Below are 17834 nucleotides of genomic sequence, written 5' to 3' on the forward strand. Positions count from 1 at the left end.
CTCGGGCTTGCTGTCGATCTGCATGCGCAGGCGGCTTGCGGCCTCATCCACCAGATCGATGGCCTTGTCAGGCAGGAAGCGGTCGGTGATGTAACGGTTGGACAGGGTTGCCGCCGCAACCAGCGCGCCATCGGAAATACGGATACCGTGATGGAGTTCGTATTTTTCCTTGATCCCGCGCAGGATGGAAATCGTGTCGGCCACCGTCGGCTCACCCACATAGACCGGCTGGAACCGGCGGGCGAGGGCCGCATCCTTCTCAATATACTTGCGGTATTCATCCAGCGTCGTCGCACCGATGCAGTGCAGTACGCCACGGGCCAGTTCGGGCTTGATGAGGTTGGAGGCATCCATCGCGCCATCGCTGCGACCCGCACCCACAAGGGTATGCATCTCGTCGATGAACAGGATGATCTGGCCTTCGGCGGACTCGATTTCCTTGAGCACTGCCTTGAGACGTTCCTCGAACTCACCCCGGAATTTCGCGCCAGCGACCAGTGCGCCCATGTCGAGCGAGAGCAGCTTCTTGTTCTTCAGGGCCTCGGGCACATCACCATTGACGATACGCTGCGCCAGCCCTTCGACGATGGCGGTCTTGCCCACACCCGGCTCACCGATCAGGACGGGGTTGTTCTTGCTGCGGCGGGCAAGGACCTGAATGGCGCGGCGGATTTCCTCGTCACGGCCGATCACGGGGTCCAGTTTGCCCTGAAGCGCCACCTCGGTCACGTCACGCGCATATTTCTTCAGCGCGTCAAAATTGGCTTCTGCGTTTTCGCTATCCACGGTGCGTCCCTTGCGGATTGTGGCAATGGCTTTTTCCAGCGCCTGTGGCGTGGCACCGCCCGCGCGCAGGGCCTGGCCGGCCGGGGTCTCGGATGTGGCAATGGCGGCCAGCAGGCGGTCCTGCGCCACGTATTCGTCACCCGCCTTCTGGGCGGCCTGTTCGGCGCCATCCAGCAGGCGCACCAGTTCACCCGTGGCCGCAGGCTGACCCGCGCCGCTGCCCTGCACCTTGGGCAGCTTGGCAAGGGCTGCGTCATTGGCGGCCGTAATGGCAGGCACCTGCCCGCCAGCCGCGCGGATGAGGGAAGATGCCGCCCCCTGATCATCATCCAGCAGGGCCTTGAGCAGATGCTCCGGCGTCAGCTGCTGGTTGTAATCCCGCATGGCAATGGTCTGTGCAGCCTGCAGGAAACCGCGCGACCGTTCTGTAAACTTCTCGATGTTCATATGTTTTCCCGTCCCTCTCGATCAGGCGACAAAAAAGGTTTCGCCCTTGGCCGTCCCTCAACAGGCAACGGCATGGCGCTGGATTCCAGATGGGATCAACTGGATGTTATTACAAGATATCGGGCGTGATTTCCTTCCCCTGTCTCCTGTCGCGCGCATGGGGTCATGGGCGATGTGAACCTGTGGATAGCTGATCATCGGGGGTGGGTTTTCAACCTTGATCCAGGTCAATATTGCCGTGCCTTATTGGCGCAACGGCCATTCGCCCAGCGGTATGCGGCGCCTGCGGGGCAACCGCCCCTCCATATTAAAGAGGGACGGTTGAATGGAAAAACCAGATTCCCACAAACCCTTGATAAAAAATAAAAGTTTCTGGGTACTGCCTTTTTTACAAAGGCGGCGTTCCCTGAAGCTTTCTGAAAAAAGCTTCACCAGGAACTTCTTTCCGATTTTATGGCGGTTTTTACTTGTTTCTTTCCGCCAGTGTCGGCCCCAGCAGCAGCAGGTCGGCTGCGGAAAGACGGTCCGACGCCGTGCTGGCCTGATGCCAGAAGGGATAGAGGATCGGTGGCGCGCTGGCTTCGTCAAGACGGCTGATTTCCTCCGCAGTCAGGCTCAGCTCAATGGCCTTGAGGTTATCAACCAGCTGTGCCTCGGTCCGGGCACCGATAATGACGGATGTAATGGTGGGCCGCTGCGCCACCCAGGCCAGCGCCACCTGGGCTGCGGAAATGCCACGGCTTTCGGCAATGCTGACCAGCACTTCCACCACATCGTACAGCTTCTCGGTATCATATACCGGCGGTTCGCCCCATTTCTCGATCTGGCGCGTGCCTTCGGGCTGCGGCTTGCCACGGCGGTACTTGCCGGACAGCAGGCCGCCGGCCAGCGGGCTCCACACCTGCACACCAATACCCTGGTCAAGAGCCACGGGCAGGAGTTCGTACTCCGCCTCGCGTGCCTGAAGGGAATAATAGATCTGCTGCGCCACGGGGGCGATCAGACGGTTGCGCTCCGCCGTGCCCAGCGCCTTCATGATATGCCATGCCGAGAAGTTGGAAACCCCGGCATAACGGATCTTGCCCGCGCGGGTCAGGGTATCCAGGGCTTCCAGCGTTTCATCCAGCGGGGTCTGGCCATCCCATTCATGCAGGTAATACAGGTCGATATGATCACGGCCCAGACGCTTCAGACTGGCCTCGCACGCACTGACAAGATGAAAGCGCGACAGACCCGCGTCATTGGCACCCGGCCCCATGTTGAAGCGCGCCTTGGTCGTGACCATCACGTCATCGCTGCGTCCCTTGAGGGCAGCACCCAGAATCTCTTCCGACACGCCGGTTGAATAGATATCCGCCGTATCGAACATGTTGATCCCGGCATCGATGCACAGGTCGATCTGGCGGGTTGCCCCGGCAAGATCGGTATTGCCGGTCTTGGCAAAATTCCCCTTGCCGCCGAATGTCATGGTTCCCAGTGTAAAAGCCGAAATCCGCAGGCCGGAACGGCCAAGCTGACGATACTGCATAATTCTTGTCTCCTCTGACAGAAGGGGCTGGCGCGCCCCTGCATTCCTGCCCGCCCATGGGTGGGCAGGGCATGTACCCGGTGGCCATGATCCGCTGCGGGCAGCACGTGATGCGTGCGACAGGCCACGCATGCGGACGCAGCCAGTACCCCGCTGGCAGCCCCCCATCACGCGGCGCACGGACAGCCTGATGGTGCCGCCGCTGGCGCACGGCCTCAGCCGGTATAGGTCACATTCAGTTCGCCCACCCCGGCGCAGCTTGCATGCAGCACGTCGCCACGCCGGACCGGGCCCACGCCCGAAGGGGTGCCGGTCATGATCAGGTCGCCCGCCGCGAGGGATACGAAACGGCTCAGGGCAGAAATGATTTCCGCAACCGACCAGATCATGTCCAGCAGATCGCCCTTCTGCCGGGGTTCGCCATTCACACTCAGCGTAATGGCGCCGCGCTCGGGATGGCCGATGGACGATACGGGCACGATGGACGAGATGGGACAGGACTGATCAAATCCCTTGGCCAGATCCCACGGCCGCCCCGCTTTCTTGGCCACAGCCTGCAGGTCACGGCGCGTCATGTCCAGGCCGACCGCGTAGCCGTATATGTGGGCCAGCGCCTTTTCCACCGGAATGTCATGGCCATCACGCCCGATGGCAGCCACCAATTCCACTTCGTGGTGCAGGTCGGACGTACTGACCGGAAAAGACAGCAGGCCACCGCCGGGCACCACCGCATCCCCCGGCTTGGAAAAGAAAAAAGGGTCGGAGCGTTCGGGGTTGCCGCCCATCTCGCGCGCATGGGCGGCATAGTTCTGTCCGACACACCATATCCGCCTGACAGGAAAGACGCCCTTACTCCCCTCCACTGGCACGATGGGTAGGCTGTAGGGGGGAATCACGTAATCCGTCACGGTACGGCGCTCCTTCATGTTCTTTTCGGTGGCGCATGGTGGCACCCGTTGCCCGCCGCTGTCACGGCAAATACAGGCGTGCGCGCCACCGGCAGACATAAAAAAAACGCCAGCCGGAACATGTCCGGCTGGCGCAAGTACAGGGGGATGGCCCACCGCCACCCGATCGGGTCGGGAGCGAAAGACCACCCCGAAAGCCCGCCTTTGACACGTCCCGCAAATCAGCAAGGACGTTTCCGGCATGGCTTCTGTCAGAAAAGCTCTGGGCAATACCGCCTTTTTGGAAAAAGGCAGCACCCGGAAACTTTTATCACCCGTTATTCGGGCCGGTATTTCAGTTGCGGGCCTTGTCGACCAGCTTGTTCTTGCCGATCCATGACATCATGCCACGCAGCTTCTCGCCCACCTTCTCGATCTGGTGCTCGTTGTTGCGCGCACGGGTCGCCTTGAAGCCGATGTTGCCGGACTGGTTTTCCAGGATGAAGTTGCGCACGAACGTGCCGTCCTGGATGTCGGTCAGGATCTTCTTCATCTCGACCTTGGTTTCCGGCGTGATCACGCGCGGGCCGGACACGTATTCACCATACTCCGCCGTGTTGGAGATGGAGTAGTTCATGTTCGCGATGCCGCCTTCGTAGATCAGGTCCACGATCAGCTTCATTTCGTGCAGGCATTCGAAATAGGCCATTTCCGGCGCGTAGCCCGCTTCAACCAGCGTCTCGAAACCGGCGCGGATCAGTTCGACCAGACCACCGCACAGCACGGCCTGCTCACCAAACAGGTCGGTCTCGACTTCTTCCTTGAAGGTCGTCTCGATGATGCCCGCGCGCCCGCCACCATTGGCCGATGCATAGGACAGCGCGATTTCCAGCGCATTGCCCGAAGCGTTCTGCGCCACGGCAACCAGCGACGGCACGCCGCCACCCTTCTGGTATTCGGAACGCACGGTGTGGCCGGGACCCTTGGGCGCGATCAGGAACACATCCAGGTCGGGACGGGCCTCGATGATGCGGAAGTGGATGGACAGGCCATGGGCGAAGGCAAGGGCCGCACCCTGCTTGAGGTTCTTTTCCAGCGATTCCTTGTACAGCGCGCCCTGGCCTTCATCCGGCGTCAGCACCATCACCACGTCCGCCCACTTGGCGGCGTCGGCCGGGCTCATCACCTTGAAGCCGGCGGCCTCGGCCTTGGCTACGGCGGTGGACTCGGGGCGCAGGCCGACCACGATGTCGGTCACGCCGGAATCCTTGAGGTTGTTGGCATGGGCATGGCCCTGGCTGCCGTAACCGATGATGGCCACCTTCTTGCTCTTGATCAGGTTCACATCGGCATCGCGATCATAATAGACGCGCATGGTCTTGCTCCTTGGAATAAAACGAAAAAGACGTATGGAAAGATAAAGCCCGGCGTCCCCTTACAGGATCGCGGCACCCCGGGCGATGGCGGCGACACCCGTGCGCGACACTTCGGCCAGGCCGAGCGGGCGCATGAGGTCGATGAACGCATCGAGCTTGTCGGTCGCGCCGGTCAGCTCAAAGACAAAGGACGTGGCCGAGGCATCAACCGGATGGGCGCGGAAAGCCTGCGCGATACGCAGCGCATCGGCCCGGCGCTCCCCGCTGGCAATCACTTTCACCAGCGCCATCTCACGCGCCACATGCGGTTCGTGCGCCGTCATGACCGATACGCGGTACACCGGCACCAGCCGCTCCACCTGCGCGCGGATCTGCTCCAGCACGCGCGGGGTCGCGGTGGTGACAATGTTGATGCGCGACTGGCGGCGGGTTTCATCAACCGGGGCCACGGTCAGGCTCTCGATATTGTACCCACGACCGGAAAACAGGCCGATGACACGCGCCAGCGCACCGCTTTCATTCTCGACCTGAATGGAAATGACCGCGGAGACCGGGCTCTCCTGCTGCGTGGTCATGATCATGTTTCCTGACTGCTGAAAGTGCCACCGCGCATGCTTGTCCATGCAGAGGTGGCAGGAAAGGAGAAGGGCGCAGCGGCGGCCAGCGCCGCCCGCGGCATCGGGGGCGGGTCAGACCAGCATGCGGCCTTCCGCGCTGATCTCGTCATCCTCCCCGGGGCCAAGGAGCATCTGGTTATGCGCCGCCCCGGACGGGATCATGGGATAGCAGTTTTCATCCTGCGCAACGCAGATATCCGCCACTACCGGACCCGGATGGGCCAGCATTTCGGCAATCACGCCATCCAGTTCACCCACGCACGTCGCACGCAGGCCGCGACCATGGAAGCTTTCCGCCAGTTTCACGAAATCGGGCAGTGCCGCGCTGTAGCTTTCGGAATAGCGCGATTCGTGCAGCAGTTCCTGCCACTGGCGCACCATGCCCATGTACTGGTTGTTCAGGATGAACACCTTAACCGGCAGGCGGTACTGCGCGATGGTGGACAGTTCCTGAATGTTCATGAGCGTGGAGGCTTCCCCCGCAATATCGATCACCAGCGCATCGGGATGGGCGATCTGCGCGCCCACGGCCGCAGGCAGCCCATACCCCATGGTGCCAAGACCGCCCGAGGTCAGCCAGCGATTGGGTTTGTCAAAACCGAAATGCTGAGCGGCCCACATCTGGTGCTGCCCCACTTCGGTCGAGACATAGGTGTCGCGCCCGGTGGCGGTCGCCAGTTCATGCAGGCGGCGGATGGCGTATTGCGGGCGGATGATCGCATCCGGCGCCATGTCCTGCACGAAGCCAAGGCTGTCGCGCTTGCGCCATTCGTTGATCTGGTGCCACCACTGCGCCATGTCGATGGGCTGGCTGGTATTGGCGGGGGTGCAGTCCCACTCCTCCAGCATCATCTCGATCACACGCCGCGCGTCCCCCACGATTCCCACATCTACGCGCACGATCTTGTTGATCTGGCTGGGGTCGATATCGGCATGGATCTTGAACGAACCGGGCGAGAACGCGTCCAGCCGCCCGGTCACCCGGTCATCAAAGCGCGAGCCGAGTGCGATCAGCACGTCACAGTCATGGGTGGCCATGTTGGCCTCGTACGTGCCGTGCATGCCCAGCATGCCCAGGAAGCGCCGGTCCCCCGCGGGCATCGCCCCCAGCCCCATCAGCGTGGAGGTGCATGGAAAGCCGGTCTTCTCCACCAGCCTGCGCAGCGCCACCGATGCTTCCGGCCCGGCATTGATGATGCCACCACCGGTGTAGAACAGCGGCCGGCGCGCGCCCTTCATGGCGGCCACGGCGCGCGAGATCGCATCACGCCCCGGCTCGGTCTGCGGATGATAGGACGGATGCGGCGCACGCGGTGGCGCCACATAGGGTGCGGGGCCGACCATCAGGTTCTTGGGCAGGTCGACCAGCACCGGGCCGGGGCGGCCGCTGCGCGCGATGTGAAAGGCTTCATGCACGCTGGGTGCGATCTCATCCGCGTGGCGCACGAGATAATTGTACTTCGTGGCCGGGCGGGTGATGCCCGTGGTGTCCGCCTCCTGAAAGGCATCGGTGCCGATCAGCGGCACGCCGACCTGACCGGAGAAACAGACCACGGGAATCGAGTCCAGCATGGCGTCCAGCAGGCCCGTCACCGTATTGGTGGCGCCGGGGCCGCTGGTGACCAGCACCACGCCCACCTTGCCGGTGGAACGGGCATAGGCTTCCGCCGCATGCACGGCCGCCTGCTCATGGCGGACCAGCACATGGCGAATCGCGTTCTGGCGAAAAAGTGCGTCATAAATGGGCAGGACCGCGCCGCCGGGATAACCGAAGATGACTTCGACCCCCTGCTCGCCCAGGACGCGCAGAAGCACTTCGGCACCGCTCAGGACAGCCGATGCGTCCGTATCCCTGGTGTGAGGCTTCAGATCAGTCTGGTGCGATGCTGCGTTCATGTTCCTGCTCCTTCGCCAGGGAGACCGGGACAACCGGCCTGCCATCAATGGCGAAATCCGGGGCCGGGTTTACGGAAACCCCGGGGCTGCGTCAATGCCATTCATAACAAAAGAAATGATTTTCTTCTCACATCTTTCCATTTGTTGCGCATCGGGGTGTATTTCGAAGCGTTTTTCCTGCACCAGCGTGTCCGCAGGCCGTGCCAGCGCGTGATGGGCGAACCATGTGGCCTGCCGCTTCGTGTACTGCCCGGTCAGCGTGATCGCCCGCGCGGTGGCATCCGCCAGTGTCATCGTGCCGCGCAGCATGGCAGCCAGTTCGGGCACGCCATGGGCACGCATGGCGGGCAGGTCGGGGGGCAGGCCCTGTTCCAGCAGATGGGCCACTTCATCCAGCGCGCCCTGTTCCACCATGGCATGGAAGCGCCGCGCTATGGCGGCGCGCAGTGCCTCACGCGGCGGATGCAGGCGTATGGCGATAAAGCGCGCGGCAAGGGGCGGCAGTACCGCTTCACGCCGCCACCACGCCAGCCCGTGGCCGGTGGCCAGACGCACCTCCAGCGCACGGGCAATGCGCTGGCCATCGGTGGGGCGCACGGTGGCCGCCGTCCCGGCATCAAGCGTGCGCAGTTCGGCGTGCGCTCCCTCCGGCCCAAGATGCTCCACCATGGCGCGCGCGCGGGCACGGATGGCATCGGGCGGCTGGGGAATATCGGCCAGCCCGTCGGTCAGCGCGCGGAAATACATTCCCGTCCCGCCACAGAATACCGGCACCCGCCCCGCGTCCCACGCCGCGTGCGCACACGCCATGGCCTGTTCGCGCCACCACGCCACACTGCCGGTCCGGGCGGCGGGCAGCACGCCATACAGCGCATGGGGCACACGGGCTTCGTCCTGCGGGCCGGGGCGGGCGGTCAGGATACGCAGGTCGCGGTAGACCTGCATCGAATCCGCATTGATGATGGTACCCTTCACCCGCTGCGCCAGCGCCAGCGCAAGTGCGGACTTGCCCGAACAGGTCGGACCCGCCACGATCAGCGCCACACGCCCCCCCGGCGGAGGCGTGCCTGTCCCAACCCTGTTGTATCCGGACCCCATGGCTGATTCCCCTTCCCTTACCCATACCCTTGTACTGGTGGCCGCGCGTGACGCCACATCCCTTACCCCGGTCGATATCCGTGCCGCGCGCGACCTGGTGCGGGGGGCGGCCCCCATTACCCTTTCGGAAGGGGAAGCTGTCGAGATCGCCTGCCCCGCGCCCGAAACATGGGACAACCCGGATATCGGCGCCCTGCGCGCGGTCTTTGCCGGGCGCGGGCTGGATGTGCTGGTAACGCCGGGCCACAACCGCCGCAAGCGGCTGCTGGTGGCGGACATGGACAGCACCATCGTCAATTGCGAAACGCTGGATGACATCGCGGCCCATACCGGCATCGGCGCGCAGATTGCCGAAATCACGCGCCGGTCGATGAACGGGGAAATCGAATTCGAAGCCGCCCTGCGCGAACGCGTGGCGCTGCTGCGTGGCCTGTCCACGGACCTGCTGGAACGGGCATGGCGGGATGTGCGGCTCAATCCCGGCGCGCTGGAACTTGTCCGGACCATGCGGGCCGCTGGCGCGCGCACGGCGCTTGTTTCCGGCGGGTTCACTTTCTTTACCAGCCGGGTGGCGGCACTATGCGGCTTCGATGAAAACCACGCCAACACCCTGCTGGCACAGGGTGATACGCTGACCGGCACGGTAGGGCTGCCCATTCTGGGGCCGGACGCCAAGCTTGCCCATCTGGAACGGCTGGTGAAGGAAGGCGGGCTGGACATGGATGACGCCATGGCCACGGGTGATGGCGCGAATGACCTGGCCATGCTGCGGGTGGCGGGGGCGGGCATTGCCTTCCATGCCAAGCCCACTGTCCGGCGCGAGATTGCAAGCCAGGTCAACCACACCACGCTGCGCACCCTGCTGTTTGCCCAGGGCTACCGGGCAGCGGAATTCGTCACGGCGTAGGCGCACCCCCCGTGGCGGCCGTGCTGGCCCGGCTGGTGGGCTGGGCGCGGCTGTCCTGTGCCTCGATGAAGACGCGGGTGACTTCGGGATAGGTCTGCTTGATCTGGTGTTCCAGCGCGCTGACCACGATTTCCACCTGCCCCGCCGTCAGGTCATTGCGGAAATCCAGGCTGATCACCACCAGCACGTCCCGCGGGCCAAAATGCATGGAGCGGATTTCATTGAGCCGCTCCACCCCCTGCGCCGCCAGCGCCATGCGGCGCAAGGCGGCCAGAACCTCCGGCGCGACACCCTCCCCCGTCAGCAGCGACTGGGATTCGCGTGCCAGGAATGTCGCCGTGACCGCCAAAATGCATGCGATGATGATGGACGCCACGCCATCGAGCACCGGCATGTCCAGCACTTCTGACAGGATATTGCCCACAAGCGCCACGGCCAGGCCGCCCAGCGCCGCCGTGTCCTCGAACAGGACGGTAAAGACCGTGGGGTCCTTGCTCATCTGCACCGCCTCCACCCAGCCGCGCCGGCCCTTGCCCTCCTTGCGGAAGGCCCGGAGCGCCAGCAGCCAGACCGACCCCTCGAACACGATGCTGGCCACGAGCACGGCATAATTGACCAGCACATGCGCCACCGGCTGGGGATGGATGATGTGGATGATCCCCTCATAGAGGGAAACACCCGCCCCCAGCCCGAAAATGAGCAGGGCCACCACAAAGGTCCAGAAATACAGTTCCAGCCCGTAGCCAAACGGGTGCATGGCCGTGGCCGGGCGGGTGGCGCGCCGCATGCCGACCAGCAGCAGGCCCTGGTTGCCGGTATCGATCAGGGAATGGATGGCCTCGCTCAGCATCGAGGCGCTGCCGGTCAGGAAGGCGGCACCGAATTTGGTGGCGGCCACAAGCAGGTTGCCGCCAAGGGCCGCAAAGATGACGGTTCGGGAAGATGAGGAATGTGCCATTGATTTTTTCAATACGAGGTCCGCGCCCATCCTATCCGCCCGCCACCGCTTTTAACAGGCCGCACGCGCATGAGGCGCCGGTTGCGGGCGCGGGGCCGCCTGTCCTATGGTCTGGGCATCATCCACGGAGTATCTGTCCCGATGCGCACCACTGTCATCCAGATGGCGCCCGGCGCCTCCGCGCCCGAGAATATGGAACATGCCCGCGCGCTGGTTACGGCCGCCGTCAGCGCGGACAAGCCCGATCTTGTCATCCTGCCCGAAATGTGGAGCTGCCTGGGCGGCACACGCGAAATGAAATTCGCCGCCGCCGAAACCCTGCCCGCGCCTGGCGCCACGGGGCAGGCCGGGCCGCTGTACCGCTTCCTGTCCGGCATGGCGCGTGAACTGGGCATCATCCTGCATGGCGGCTCGATCGGGGAGCGGCATGGCGACAGGCTGCTCAACACCACGCTCCTGTTTGACGCCACGGGCCAGGAACGCGCGCGCTACCGCAAGATCCACCTGTTCGACATGACCACACCCGGCGGGGAAGGCTACCGGGAAAGCAATACCTACGAACCCGGTTCGGACATCGTGACCGTCCCCCTTTCCGCCGATCTTACGGCAGGGCTGGCCATCTGCTACGATATCCGCTTTCCCGCCCTGTTCCATGCCCTGCGCGCACGCGGGGCCAACGTGCTGCTGGTTCCCGCCGCCTTTACCGTCGAGACCGGGCTTGCCCACTGGGAAACGCTGCTGCGCGCCCGCGCGATCGAGACCCAGTGCTGGATGGTCGCCTGCGGCACCACCGGCACCCATCTGGATGAAAACGGCCAGAAGCGCCGCACCTATGGCCATTCCATGATCATCGACCCGTGGGGGACCATCGTGGCCCAGGTATCGGACGGACCGGGCTGGAGCACGGCGCGGCTGGAACGCGGGGTCGTGGACAGCATTCGCGAACGCATGCCGGTCATGTCCCATCATCGCCTGTCCATCCACACGCCATGAGCGAGATGTCGTACCCCGGCTGGACCGATGGGTACATCCCCACCAGGCTGTGCTTTCGCGCCGCCCCCAACGAAAGTGCGCAGACCTGGCTGGCCCGGCTGGTGGAACGGTATGGCCAGTACGACATGGCGGACGCGAATGCGCTGATCTGCCTGGGGGGCGATGGCTTCATGCTGGAAATGCTCCATGCCACGCTGGGGCAGCCGCTGCCGGTATACGGGATAAACTGCGGCACTGTGGGTTTTCTCATGAATCCCGCCGTGCCCGACAACCTGCCCGAACGCCTGGCCGCAGCGCAGGTGGCCATCCTGCACCCGCTGCGCATGGAGGCCACGACACGCGATGGCGCCTGCATCCCTGCCCTGGCGCTCAATGATGTGTTCCTGTTCCGCCAGACACGGCAGGCGGCCAAGATCCGCATCAATGTGGACGGACGCGTACGCCTGTCCGAACTGATATGCGACGGGGTGCTGATCTCCACCCCGGCGGGGTCCACGGCCTACAACCTGTCCGCCCATGGGCCGATCGTGCCGCTATCGGCCAACCTGCTGCCGCTGACCCCCATCAGCGCCTTCCGCCCGCGCCGGTGGCGCGGGGCGCTGCTGCCATCAACGGCGCAGGTGCGTTTTGACATACTGGAGACCGACAAGCGCCCCGTCGCCGCCGTGGCCGATTTTACCGAAGTGCGTGACGTGGTTTCCGTCAAGATTACCGAAGCGCGCGAACTGCACACCACCGTGCTGTTCGACCCCGGGCAGAGCCTGTCCGAACGGATCATTGCCGAGCAGTTCACCGCCTGAAGTAAAACGATGAAAAGTTTTTGGTGAAGCTTTTTTCAAAAAGCCCCAAAGACCGCCGCCTTCTTGAAATAAGGCGGCACCCAAAAAATTCCATTCCTTGTCATTTCAGGCCGGGACCATCCGGTGCAGGCTGGCGCCGTGGGTATGCAGCCATTTCTCGGCCTGGCGACGGTGGGGGGTCAGTTCATCGACCAGCAGCCAGAAATCCGGACCATGATTCATATGGCGCAGATGGGCCAGTTCGTGGGCGATGATATAGTGCTGCACCTCCTGCGGGGCCATAACCAGCCGCCAGCACAGCATGATGGAACCATCGGATGAACAGCTACCCCACCGGCTTTTCGTATCGCGCAGCCTGACCTGCGTGGGGTGCAGGCCGGCCTGTTCCGCCTGGATGCCAAGCCGGGCGGGCAGGAGCACCTGCGCCTGCGCGCGCAGGTAGGCGCCGACGCGGCGGGCGATGAAATCCTGCGCCCCGCTGACATGCAGCCTGCCGTCCTCCAGCCACACACCCCGCCGCCCGTCGGGACAGTGGCGGATCTCGCGGGCCCGGCCATCGAGCAGGACCTGACCGCCATCACGCAGTTCGGCGGCAGGCGGCAGGCGTGACAGCCCCGCCGCCACCCAGGCCGAATGCGCCCGCAGCAGCGCCAGCCCGTCCGCCCTGCGCGCGCCGCGCGGCAGGGTAATGATGACATGCCCGCTGCGCGGGTCGATCCGCATGGAAATCCGCCGCGCCTGTCGTGAAGACCGCCACCGCACCGTGACCGTACCCGATGCGATGGGCACGACCTCCACACTGCTGCCCGGAGCGGTGCCGTCCGCCATCAGCGCCGCGTGGGCCGCGTGCGGCAGAACGCACCCCGGGGCGCTTCACCGGGCCAGTCGATCACATGGTCCTCCAGCATGCCCGCATGGCGTTCACTCACCACACGGCCGCTGACGGATATCCCGGCCTCATGCACCGTCTCGGGCGTGCCGGACACCAGCGGGTGCCACCAGGGCAGCGGCTCGCCATCACGCAGCAGCACGTAGCCGCATGTGGGGGGAAGCCAGTCGATATCCACCAGCTTTTCCGCCGTCAGCGTGATGCAATCCTGCACGCGGCGCTGGCGGTGGGCATAATCGCTGCACTGGCAGGTTCCGGTATCCAGCAGGCGGCAGGCGACATCGGTGAACAGCACCTCGTCCGTCTCGTCCTCACGCAGCTTGTGCAGGCAGCACCGACCACACCCGTCACAGACCGACTCCCATTGCGGGCGGGTCATCCGTTCGAGCGGCGTTGTCTCCCAGAAGGGTCGGGTCTCATCGGTCATGGTCGTGGTCCTGACATGTCCAGTCCATAAAACATCTTACCGCCATGCCGCCGCAGCCATGGCGCAGAGCATGACCATGCCGGCACAGCAGGCAGCCCCGGCCGCCAGCGGGCCACCCAGCAGCGGCAGCCACAGCAGGCGCAGCCGAGTCCACGCATCCGCCCCCAGCCCGCCGGCCGTGCGCGACAGGCCGGGCGGGATACGCTGGAGCACCCGCAGCAGCAGCCACATGGCGGCAGGGGCAAGCAGCATACCCTGCACCATACACCCCGCACCACCCGCGCCCCGCAGCATGGTGGGCCACCAGACGGCCAGCCCCAGCCCCGGCAGCGCGCAGGCCAGCATCAGTCCACGCAGCACCACGCACCATTGTGGCCACGCACCGCGCAGCATGACCTCCATCCACAATACAAGCAGGCAGGCCAGCACCAGCCCCAGTCCCGTGCAGGCGCCATCCAGCGCCAGCAGGCCCGCGGGCCGCCCCGTCAGCACAGGCAGCATCGGTCAGCCCGCCCCCCGCAGCCAGATATCGAAGCGGTGTGACAGGCTGGTGTAATGCGCCTGCCAGAACTGCGGATCCATGGGCAGCACCCTGGCGGGCTGCCCGGCATCAGGCGGCACGATAGCGGAATAGCTGGCCGCGAAGGCCGCCTGCCGGTCCGGCTGGACAATGAAATGCAGCAGGTCGCGCGACTGGCCAAGCCTGCCCGCCACCTGTCCGGCCACGACACCCCATGACAGGCCATAGGACAGCGCCATGTCGGCACTGACGCCAATGTCCTGGCGGCCATGCACGGGTGACGCCATGACCGCATCACCGGGCGCGCTGCTCATGAGTACCTGTCCGCGGGCGAGAATGCTGGCGGCCTCCGCCGGGGTGGACCACCATGTTATGTAAGGCCGCAACTGGCTCAGCTTGCGAAAGGCGCGGTCCACGCCCGCATCGGTGGCAAGCTGGGCATAGATGTCCTGCGGCGGCACGCCGTCGGCCATCAGCGCGATCTCGAGCGTGGTGCGCGGGTCACGGCGCAGGCCACGCTTGCCCGGAAAGCGCACGACATCCCAGAAGTCACCCCAGCGCGGCGCCACCTGCCGCCATGTCCGGTCCCACGCCACGACCACCTGCGTGGTCAGGCCGGGCACGCCACAGCCATCGGGGTTGGTGGCGCTGCCCGCCAGATGCACGACCAGCCCCGCCATGCAGGCGGCGCGGATGGTGCTGTCTTCCGCGAAGACAAGCGACCATGTGGCCCCCGTGGGCGCATGCAGGCCGTGACGGTCCAGTTCGGGCAGGCTGCCATCCCATGTCCGGTGCGTGACCGGCTGGCCCGATGCGCGGACGAAGGGCTGGAAGAAGGCGGCATCCTGCGCCTGCTCCAGATGCGACTCCGCCCCTGCCACGACCAGGGCGGACCTGTGCCGCGCCCGCGTCACACCATGGGCGGGGGCAGCCTGCGCCACCGACAGGCTGGCAACGGCGGCAAGCAGGCAGGACAGGAGGCAACGGACAGGGCTGCGGGGCACGGGCTTGGACACGGACAGGAAACAGTCTTTCAGGCATGGGCGGACAGGTGGCCGGACGCTACCCCATTTCACCCCGGAACGGAAAGGCAATTGCCTGCCCCGGCTGCCATGCCAACACCGCCGTCTGACCCGGAACCACACGCTGCAGGGCGGGCGTGGGCGGCCTGCGGGCAAGCAGTTCCTCACCGTTCGCCAGGCGAAAACGCAGCAGGACGTGATCGCCCATCTGCCGCAGGTCGGTCAGGACGGCTTCCAGCAGTGGCGGCGCATCCGGGTCATCGACCGCCATGCCCGCGCGGGTGGGGAACATGACCGCGATCCGGTCCGGGCGGATACACAGCGTGGCAAGCCGGTCGGCCACCACGCCGGGCATGGCCATGGCCTCCACCGGCAGGCCACCGGGCAGATGGGCGCGGGCCACGTCGTCCTCCACGCAGGCGACGCGTACGGTCAGGCTGTTGGCATGGCCGAAGCCTGCGGCCACCCGGTCACAGGCCGGGCGTTCGAACAGGTCCAGCGCCGTGCCCTGCTGCACGATTTCCATACCGGACATGTAGGCGATCATGTCCCCCAGCAGCAGGGCGTCGGAGCGCGCGCGCGTCAGCAGCACGACGCACAGGCCACGCGCGCGCGCCAGCCTGCCCACAAGACGGCGCATGGCCGTGCGGGCGGCGGGGGGAAGCGGGGTGAACGGATCATCCAGCACCAGGACGGGCGGCTCGGACACCAGCGCGCGCCCGATCATGACACGCAGCGCCTGTTCGGGCTCCAGTGCTGCAGGGCGCGCCTGTTCCAGCCCGTCCAGACCCAGCAGGGCCAGAATGGCGCGCACCCGTGCCGCCACCGCCTGCGACTCCATGCCGCGCGCCCGCGGCCCGAAGGCAAGGTTGGCCTGAACGGACATGTGCGCGAACAGCGGATCACGCCACCCCACCACGACACCGCTGCGGCGTTCAGGCGGCAGGGCGGTCTCGTCACGTCCGTCGACCATGATCGTGCCGCCCTGCGTCGGCACATGCCCCGCCAGCACGTCCGCCAGCGTGGAAAGGCAGGCCGCATGGTCATTCACGACCGCCAGGCACGCACCCGCCGCCGCATGAAAAGACAGCGGCGGCGCATCGGGAACCACCCTGAGCGCGTTGACAACCAGCCGAGATGAGAGAGGAGGCATGCGATAACAGAAACCTGACTGGGGGGAGAACGCGTTATAAGCAATGGTTACCTCCTTACCAGAGGATGACCCGTTTCATACGCTGTAAAAGGGACACGACCATGAGCAAGACCGATTCCGTCAAGCATGTAACGCATGAAGACCTGCAGGCCCTGAAAACCCACATCGAGACCCTGCTGCACACGCATGGCAAGCAGGCCCTGCACGATGTGGCCAGCAAGGCCGAGAAACTGGCGGGCCAGGCCCGTGAAAGCCTGGAAGAGCACGCCCCGAAGAAAGGCGGTTCACGCGCTCGTTCGCTTGTGGCTATCGCCATTTTCTCGGTAATCGGGTATTTTCTTGGCCGCGCAACGAAATAAGGCATTCTAGCCTGCTGCAACCAGAGGATATGCGAGCATCATGAGAATAGGCGAACTCGGTAAAACCATCATCGAAGGGGAACTGACCCTACGCAAACTGATGGCGATCCGTCTTGGGCGTCAGGCCGCATTCCTGGTTGTGGCAGCGGTTTTTGCCTTCTTTGCCGTCATTTCCGGCCATGGGCTGCTGTGGGCGCTGTGCTACCAGACCTTCGGCTTCAGCGCCCTTGGCTCGGCGGCGGTGGTGTTTGGCGCGGATGTGCTGGTGGTTCTCATGGGGCTGGTCATGGGCCGCCGCTCCTACATGACGCCGGAGGAAATCCGTGTCCGATTCGCACGCGAACACGCCATGAACGAACTGCGGCAGAGCATTGCCCTGTCCGCCGTGGCGGCCACGGTGGCCGGCCCGCTGACCCGTCATACCGGTCGCGCGCTGTGGAACCTGTTCCGCGGTCGCGCCAGATAAACCACCACAACCCGACCGCAACAGGCTGTCTGGTGATGATCCACGTCATTGCCAGATAGTATCCATGCTGAAATTGCATTGGCTCACATTGTCGTTTTCTGGAAACGTGCAGCTTGTGGATATACTAAGCGCACAAATGGTTTGTATGCTTAATACCTGTATGTCCCCGCTGGCGGAACAGAATGCCCGATTTGGAGCGCAACGAGAAGGAACTGTCATTCGGTCGTCGTCTTGCCCGGCTTGGAGCCGCGTGGCGGCGGCAGGTCGACCATGACCTGCGCGACTATGGCCTGACCGAAGCCACATGGCGGCCCGTGCTGTACCTTGGCCTGCTGCCGCCCCCCGTGCGCCAGACCGATCTTGTGCGCGCGCTTGAGATCGAAGCCCCGTCCGTTGCCCGCCTGCTCGATGTACTGGAACGCCGTGACCTGGTGTTCCGTTCCCCCGACAGCGAAGACAAACGCTCCAAGCTGGTCCGCCTGACGGAAAAGGGCGAACGGACCGCCCGCCAGGTCCGCCATGCGGTGGAAGCCGTGTCCAGCCGCCTGCTGCATGGCATTTCCACGCCGGAACTGCTGGCCTGCTATTCCGTCTTTGAACGGATCGAGGCCAATCTGTGTGCCAGGCCGCCCGAATCCGGCCGCACCATGGTCCAGCCATGAGCGCGGCCCCCTTTCCCCGCGCACCCGCCGTCAGCATGCCCGC

At 64.8% G+C, this 17834-nt stretch carries 20 protein-coding genes (1 of these 20 cut by a window edge); 7 read left to right on the forward strand and 13 right to left on the reverse strand.

What is annotated here, in order from left to right; genetic code table 11:
* Nucleotides 1-1233, reverse strand: partial view of an ATP-dependent chaperone ClpB gene (clpB, locus tag LDL32_RS11380; RefSeq protein ID WP_233066988.1) — the 5' end (the start) only. Its footprint begins 1371 nt before the window's first position; only the first 1233 of its 2604 coding nucleotides appear in the window; its start codon is at nt 1231-1233; the stop codon falls past the left edge of the window.
* A 463-nt stretch (nt 1234-1696) separates the two neighbouring features.
* The gene (locus tag LDL32_RS11385) at nt 1697-2761 is read right to left on the reverse strand and encodes an aldo/keto reductase (protein WP_233066990.1); all 1065 of its coding nucleotides are present in this window, start codon (nt 2759-2761) and stop codon (nt 1697-1699) included.
* A gap of 5 nt (nt 2762-2766) precedes the next feature.
* On the opposite strand from LDL32_RS11385, the gene LDL32_RS11390 reads away from it, so the two are divergent.
* A complete protein-coding gene (locus LDL32_RS11390) occupies nt 2767-2952 on the forward strand; it encodes a hypothetical protein (RefSeq protein WP_233066992.1) in 186 nt (61 codons plus the stop codon).
* A gap of 24 nt (nt 2953-2976) precedes the next feature.
* On the opposite strand, the gene LDL32_RS11395 is transcribed toward LDL32_RS11390, so the two are convergent.
* From LDL32_RS11395 to miaA, 5 genes are all read right to left on the reverse strand, one after another.
* Complete coding sequence (locus LDL32_RS11395; RefSeq protein ID WP_233066994.1) at nt 2977-3687, reverse strand: fumarylacetoacetate hydrolase family protein; 711 nt, start codon at nt 3685-3687, stop codon at nt 2977-2979.
* 316 nt (nt 3688-4003) lie between these two features.
* Nucleotides 4004-5023 (reverse strand): ketol-acid reductoisomerase, encoded by a 1020-nt coding sequence (ilvC, locus tag LDL32_RS11400; RefSeq protein WP_233066996.1) that lies wholly within the window; start codon nt 5021-5023, stop codon nt 4004-4006.
* 60 nt (nt 5024-5083) lie between these two features.
* A complete protein-coding gene (gene ilvN, locus LDL32_RS11405; protein ID WP_233066998.1) occupies nt 5084-5599 on the reverse strand; it encodes an acetolactate synthase small subunit in 516 nt (171 codons plus the stop codon).
* Nucleotides 5600-5713: 114 nt separating this feature from the next.
* The gene (gene ilvB, locus LDL32_RS11410; protein ID WP_233067000.1) at nt 5714-7537 is read right to left on the reverse strand and encodes a biosynthetic-type acetolactate synthase large subunit; all 1824 of its coding nucleotides are present in this window, start codon (nt 7535-7537) and stop codon (nt 5714-5716) included.
* Between the two features lie 69 nt (nt 7538-7606).
* Complete coding sequence (gene miaA, locus LDL32_RS11415; RefSeq protein WP_233067002.1) at nt 7607-8635, reverse strand: tRNA (adenosine(37)-N6)-dimethylallyltransferase MiaA; 1029 nt, start codon at nt 8633-8635, stop codon at nt 7607-7609.
* On the opposite strand from miaA, the gene serB reads away from it, so the two are divergent.
* The gene (serB, locus tag LDL32_RS11420; protein ID WP_233067004.1) at nt 8634-9542 is read left to right on the forward strand and encodes a phosphoserine phosphatase SerB; all 909 of its coding nucleotides are present in this window, start codon (nt 8634-8636) and stop codon (nt 9540-9542) included. The two genes, miaA and serB, sit on opposite strands and share 2 nt — an antisense overlap.
* Here serB and LDL32_RS11425 read toward each other — a convergent pair.
* Complete coding sequence (locus tag LDL32_RS11425; RefSeq protein WP_233067006.1) at nt 9532-10500, reverse strand: cation diffusion facilitator family transporter; 969 nt, start codon at nt 10498-10500, stop codon at nt 9532-9534. The genes serB and LDL32_RS11425 overlap by 11 nt on opposite strands.
* A 141-nt stretch (nt 10501-10641) precedes the next feature.
* On the opposite strand from LDL32_RS11425, the gene LDL32_RS11430 reads away from it, so the two are divergent.
* Together LDL32_RS11430 and LDL32_RS11435 are read left to right on the forward strand one after the other, a co-directional pair.
* On the forward strand, nt 10642-11493 hold the full coding sequence (locus LDL32_RS11430; protein WP_233067008.1) for a carbon-nitrogen hydrolase family protein: 852 nt from the start codon (nt 10642-10644) through the stop codon (nt 11491-11493).
* Nucleotides 11490-12293 (forward strand): NAD kinase, encoded by an 804-nt coding sequence (locus LDL32_RS11435; RefSeq protein WP_233067010.1) that lies wholly within the window; start codon nt 11490-11492, stop codon nt 12291-12293. The genes LDL32_RS11430 and LDL32_RS11435 overlap by 4 nt, the downstream gene beginning before the upstream one ends.
* 105 nt (nt 12294-12398) lie before the next feature.
* Here the strand turns inward: LDL32_RS11435 and LDL32_RS11440 are convergent, their stop codons facing one another.
* From LDL32_RS11440 to LDL32_RS11460, 5 genes are read right to left on the reverse strand one after another with little or no spacing between them, the layout of a single operon-like run.
* Complete coding sequence (locus LDL32_RS11440) at nt 12399-13121, reverse strand: M48 family metallopeptidase (protein ID WP_233067012.1); 723 nt, start codon at nt 13119-13121, stop codon at nt 12399-12401.
* On the reverse strand, nt 13121-13609 hold the full coding sequence (locus LDL32_RS11445; protein WP_233067014.1) for a YcgN family cysteine cluster protein: 489 nt from the start codon (nt 13607-13609) through the stop codon (nt 13121-13123). The genes LDL32_RS11440 and LDL32_RS11445 overlap by 1 nt, the downstream gene beginning before the upstream one ends.
* Nucleotides 13610-13645: 36 nt before the next feature.
* Nucleotides 13646-14110, reverse strand: coding sequence for a hypothetical protein (locus tag LDL32_RS11450; RefSeq protein ID WP_233067016.1), 465 nt, complete (start codon nt 14108-14110; stop codon nt 13646-13648).
* 3 nt (nt 14111-14113) lie between these two features.
* The gene (locus LDL32_RS11455) at nt 14114-15145 is read right to left on the reverse strand and encodes an extracellular solute-binding protein (RefSeq protein WP_233067018.1); all 1032 of its coding nucleotides are present in this window, start codon (nt 15143-15145) and stop codon (nt 14114-14116) included.
* 46 nt (nt 15146-15191) lie between these two features.
* A complete protein-coding gene (locus LDL32_RS11460; RefSeq protein ID WP_233067020.1) occupies nt 15192-16304 on the reverse strand; it encodes an ABC transporter ATP-binding protein in 1113 nt (370 codons plus the stop codon).
* A 101-nt stretch (nt 16305-16405) separates the two neighbouring features.
* Between LDL32_RS11460 and LDL32_RS11465 the strand changes: the two genes are divergently transcribed.
* The 3 genes from LDL32_RS11465 (at nt 16406) to LDL32_RS11475 (ending at nt 17791) form a co-directional block, all read left to right on the forward strand.
* Entirely contained in the window at nt 16406-16663 is a 258-nt protein-coding gene (locus tag LDL32_RS11465; RefSeq protein WP_233067021.1) for a hypothetical protein, read from the forward strand.
* Between the two features lie 40 nt (nt 16664-16703).
* Nucleotides 16704-17129: a hypothetical protein gene (locus LDL32_RS11470; RefSeq protein ID WP_233067023.1), complete on the forward strand. Its 426-nt coding sequence runs from the start codon at nt 16704-16706 to the stop codon at nt 17127-17129.
* A 182-nt stretch (nt 17130-17311) separates the two neighbouring features.
* Nucleotides 17312-17791 carry a MarR family winged helix-turn-helix transcriptional regulator gene (locus tag LDL32_RS11475; RefSeq protein WP_233067025.1) on the forward strand — a complete coding sequence of 160 codons (480 nt, stop codon included), beginning with the start codon at nt 17312-17314 and terminating at the stop codon, nt 17789-17791.
* The last annotated feature ends 43 nt before the right edge of the window (nt 17792-17834 follow it).

The organism is Komagataeibacter sp. FNDCF1 (genome assembly GCF_021295335.1).
GTDB lineage: Bacteria > Pseudomonadota > Alphaproteobacteria > Acetobacterales > Acetobacteraceae > Komagataeibacter.

What these genes read in the sequence shown, in the direction of transcription:
- LDL32_RS11385 (WP_233066990.1), bottom strand. Translation starts at nt 2,761, where the DNA reads ATGCAGTATCGTCAGCTTGGCCGTTCCGGCCTGCGGATTTCGGCTTTT.
- LDL32_RS11395 (WP_233066994.1), bottom strand. Translation starts at nt 3,687, where the DNA reads ATGAAGGAGCGCCGTACCGTGACGGATTACGTGATTCCCCCCTACAGC.
- ilvC (WP_233066996.1), bottom strand. Translation starts at nt 5,023, where the DNA reads ATGCGCGTCTATTATGATCGCGATGCCGATGTGAACCTGATCAAGAGC.
- ilvN (WP_233066998.1), bottom strand. Translation starts at nt 5,599, where the DNA reads ATGACCACGCAGCAGGAGAGCCCGGTCTCCGCGGTCATTTCCATTCAG.
- ilvB (WP_233067000.1), bottom strand. Translation starts at nt 7,537, where the DNA reads ATGAACGCAGCATCGCACCAGACTGATCTGAAGCCTCACACCAGGGAT.
- serB (WP_233067004.1), top strand. Translation starts at nt 8,634, where the DNA reads ATGGCTGATTCCCCTTCCCTTACCCATACCCTTGTACTGGTGGCCGCG.
- miaA (WP_233067002.1), bottom strand. Translation starts at nt 8,635, where the DNA reads ATGGGGTCCGGATACAACAGGGTTGGGACAGGCACGCCTCCGCCGGGG.
- LDL32_RS11425 (WP_233067006.1), bottom strand. Translation starts at nt 10,500, where the DNA reads ATGGCACATTCCTCATCTTCCCGAACCGTCATCTTTGCGGCCCTTGGC.
- LDL32_RS11430 (WP_233067008.1), top strand. Translation starts at nt 10,642, where the DNA reads ATGCGCACCACTGTCATCCAGATGGCGCCCGGCGCCTCCGCGCCCGAG.
- LDL32_RS11435 (WP_233067010.1), top strand. Translation starts at nt 11,490, where the DNA reads ATGAGCGAGATGTCGTACCCCGGCTGGACCGATGGGTACATCCCCACC.
- LDL32_RS11440 (WP_233067012.1), bottom strand. Translation starts at nt 13,121, where the DNA reads ATGGCGGACGGCACCGCTCCGGGCAGCAGTGTGGAGGTCGTGCCCATC.
- LDL32_RS11445 (WP_233067014.1), bottom strand. Translation starts at nt 13,609, where the DNA reads ATGACCGATGAGACCCGACCCTTCTGGGAGACAACGCCGCTCGAACGG.
- LDL32_RS11450 (WP_233067016.1), bottom strand. Translation starts at nt 14,110, where the DNA reads ATGCTGCCTGTGCTGACGGGGCGGCCCGCGGGCCTGCTGGCGCTGGAT.
- LDL32_RS11460 (WP_233067020.1), bottom strand. Translation starts at nt 16,304, where the DNA reads ATGCCTCCTCTCTCATCTCGGCTGGTTGTCAACGCGCTCAGGGTGGTT.
- LDL32_RS11465 (WP_233067021.1), top strand. Translation starts at nt 16,406, where the DNA reads ATGAGCAAGACCGATTCCGTCAAGCATGTAACGCATGAAGACCTGCAG.
- LDL32_RS11470 (WP_233067023.1), top strand. Translation starts at nt 16,704, where the DNA reads ATGAGAATAGGCGAACTCGGTAAAACCATCATCGAAGGGGAACTGACC.
- LDL32_RS11475 (WP_233067025.1), top strand. Translation starts at nt 17,312, where the DNA reads ATGCCCGATTTGGAGCGCAACGAGAAGGAACTGTCATTCGGTCGTCGT.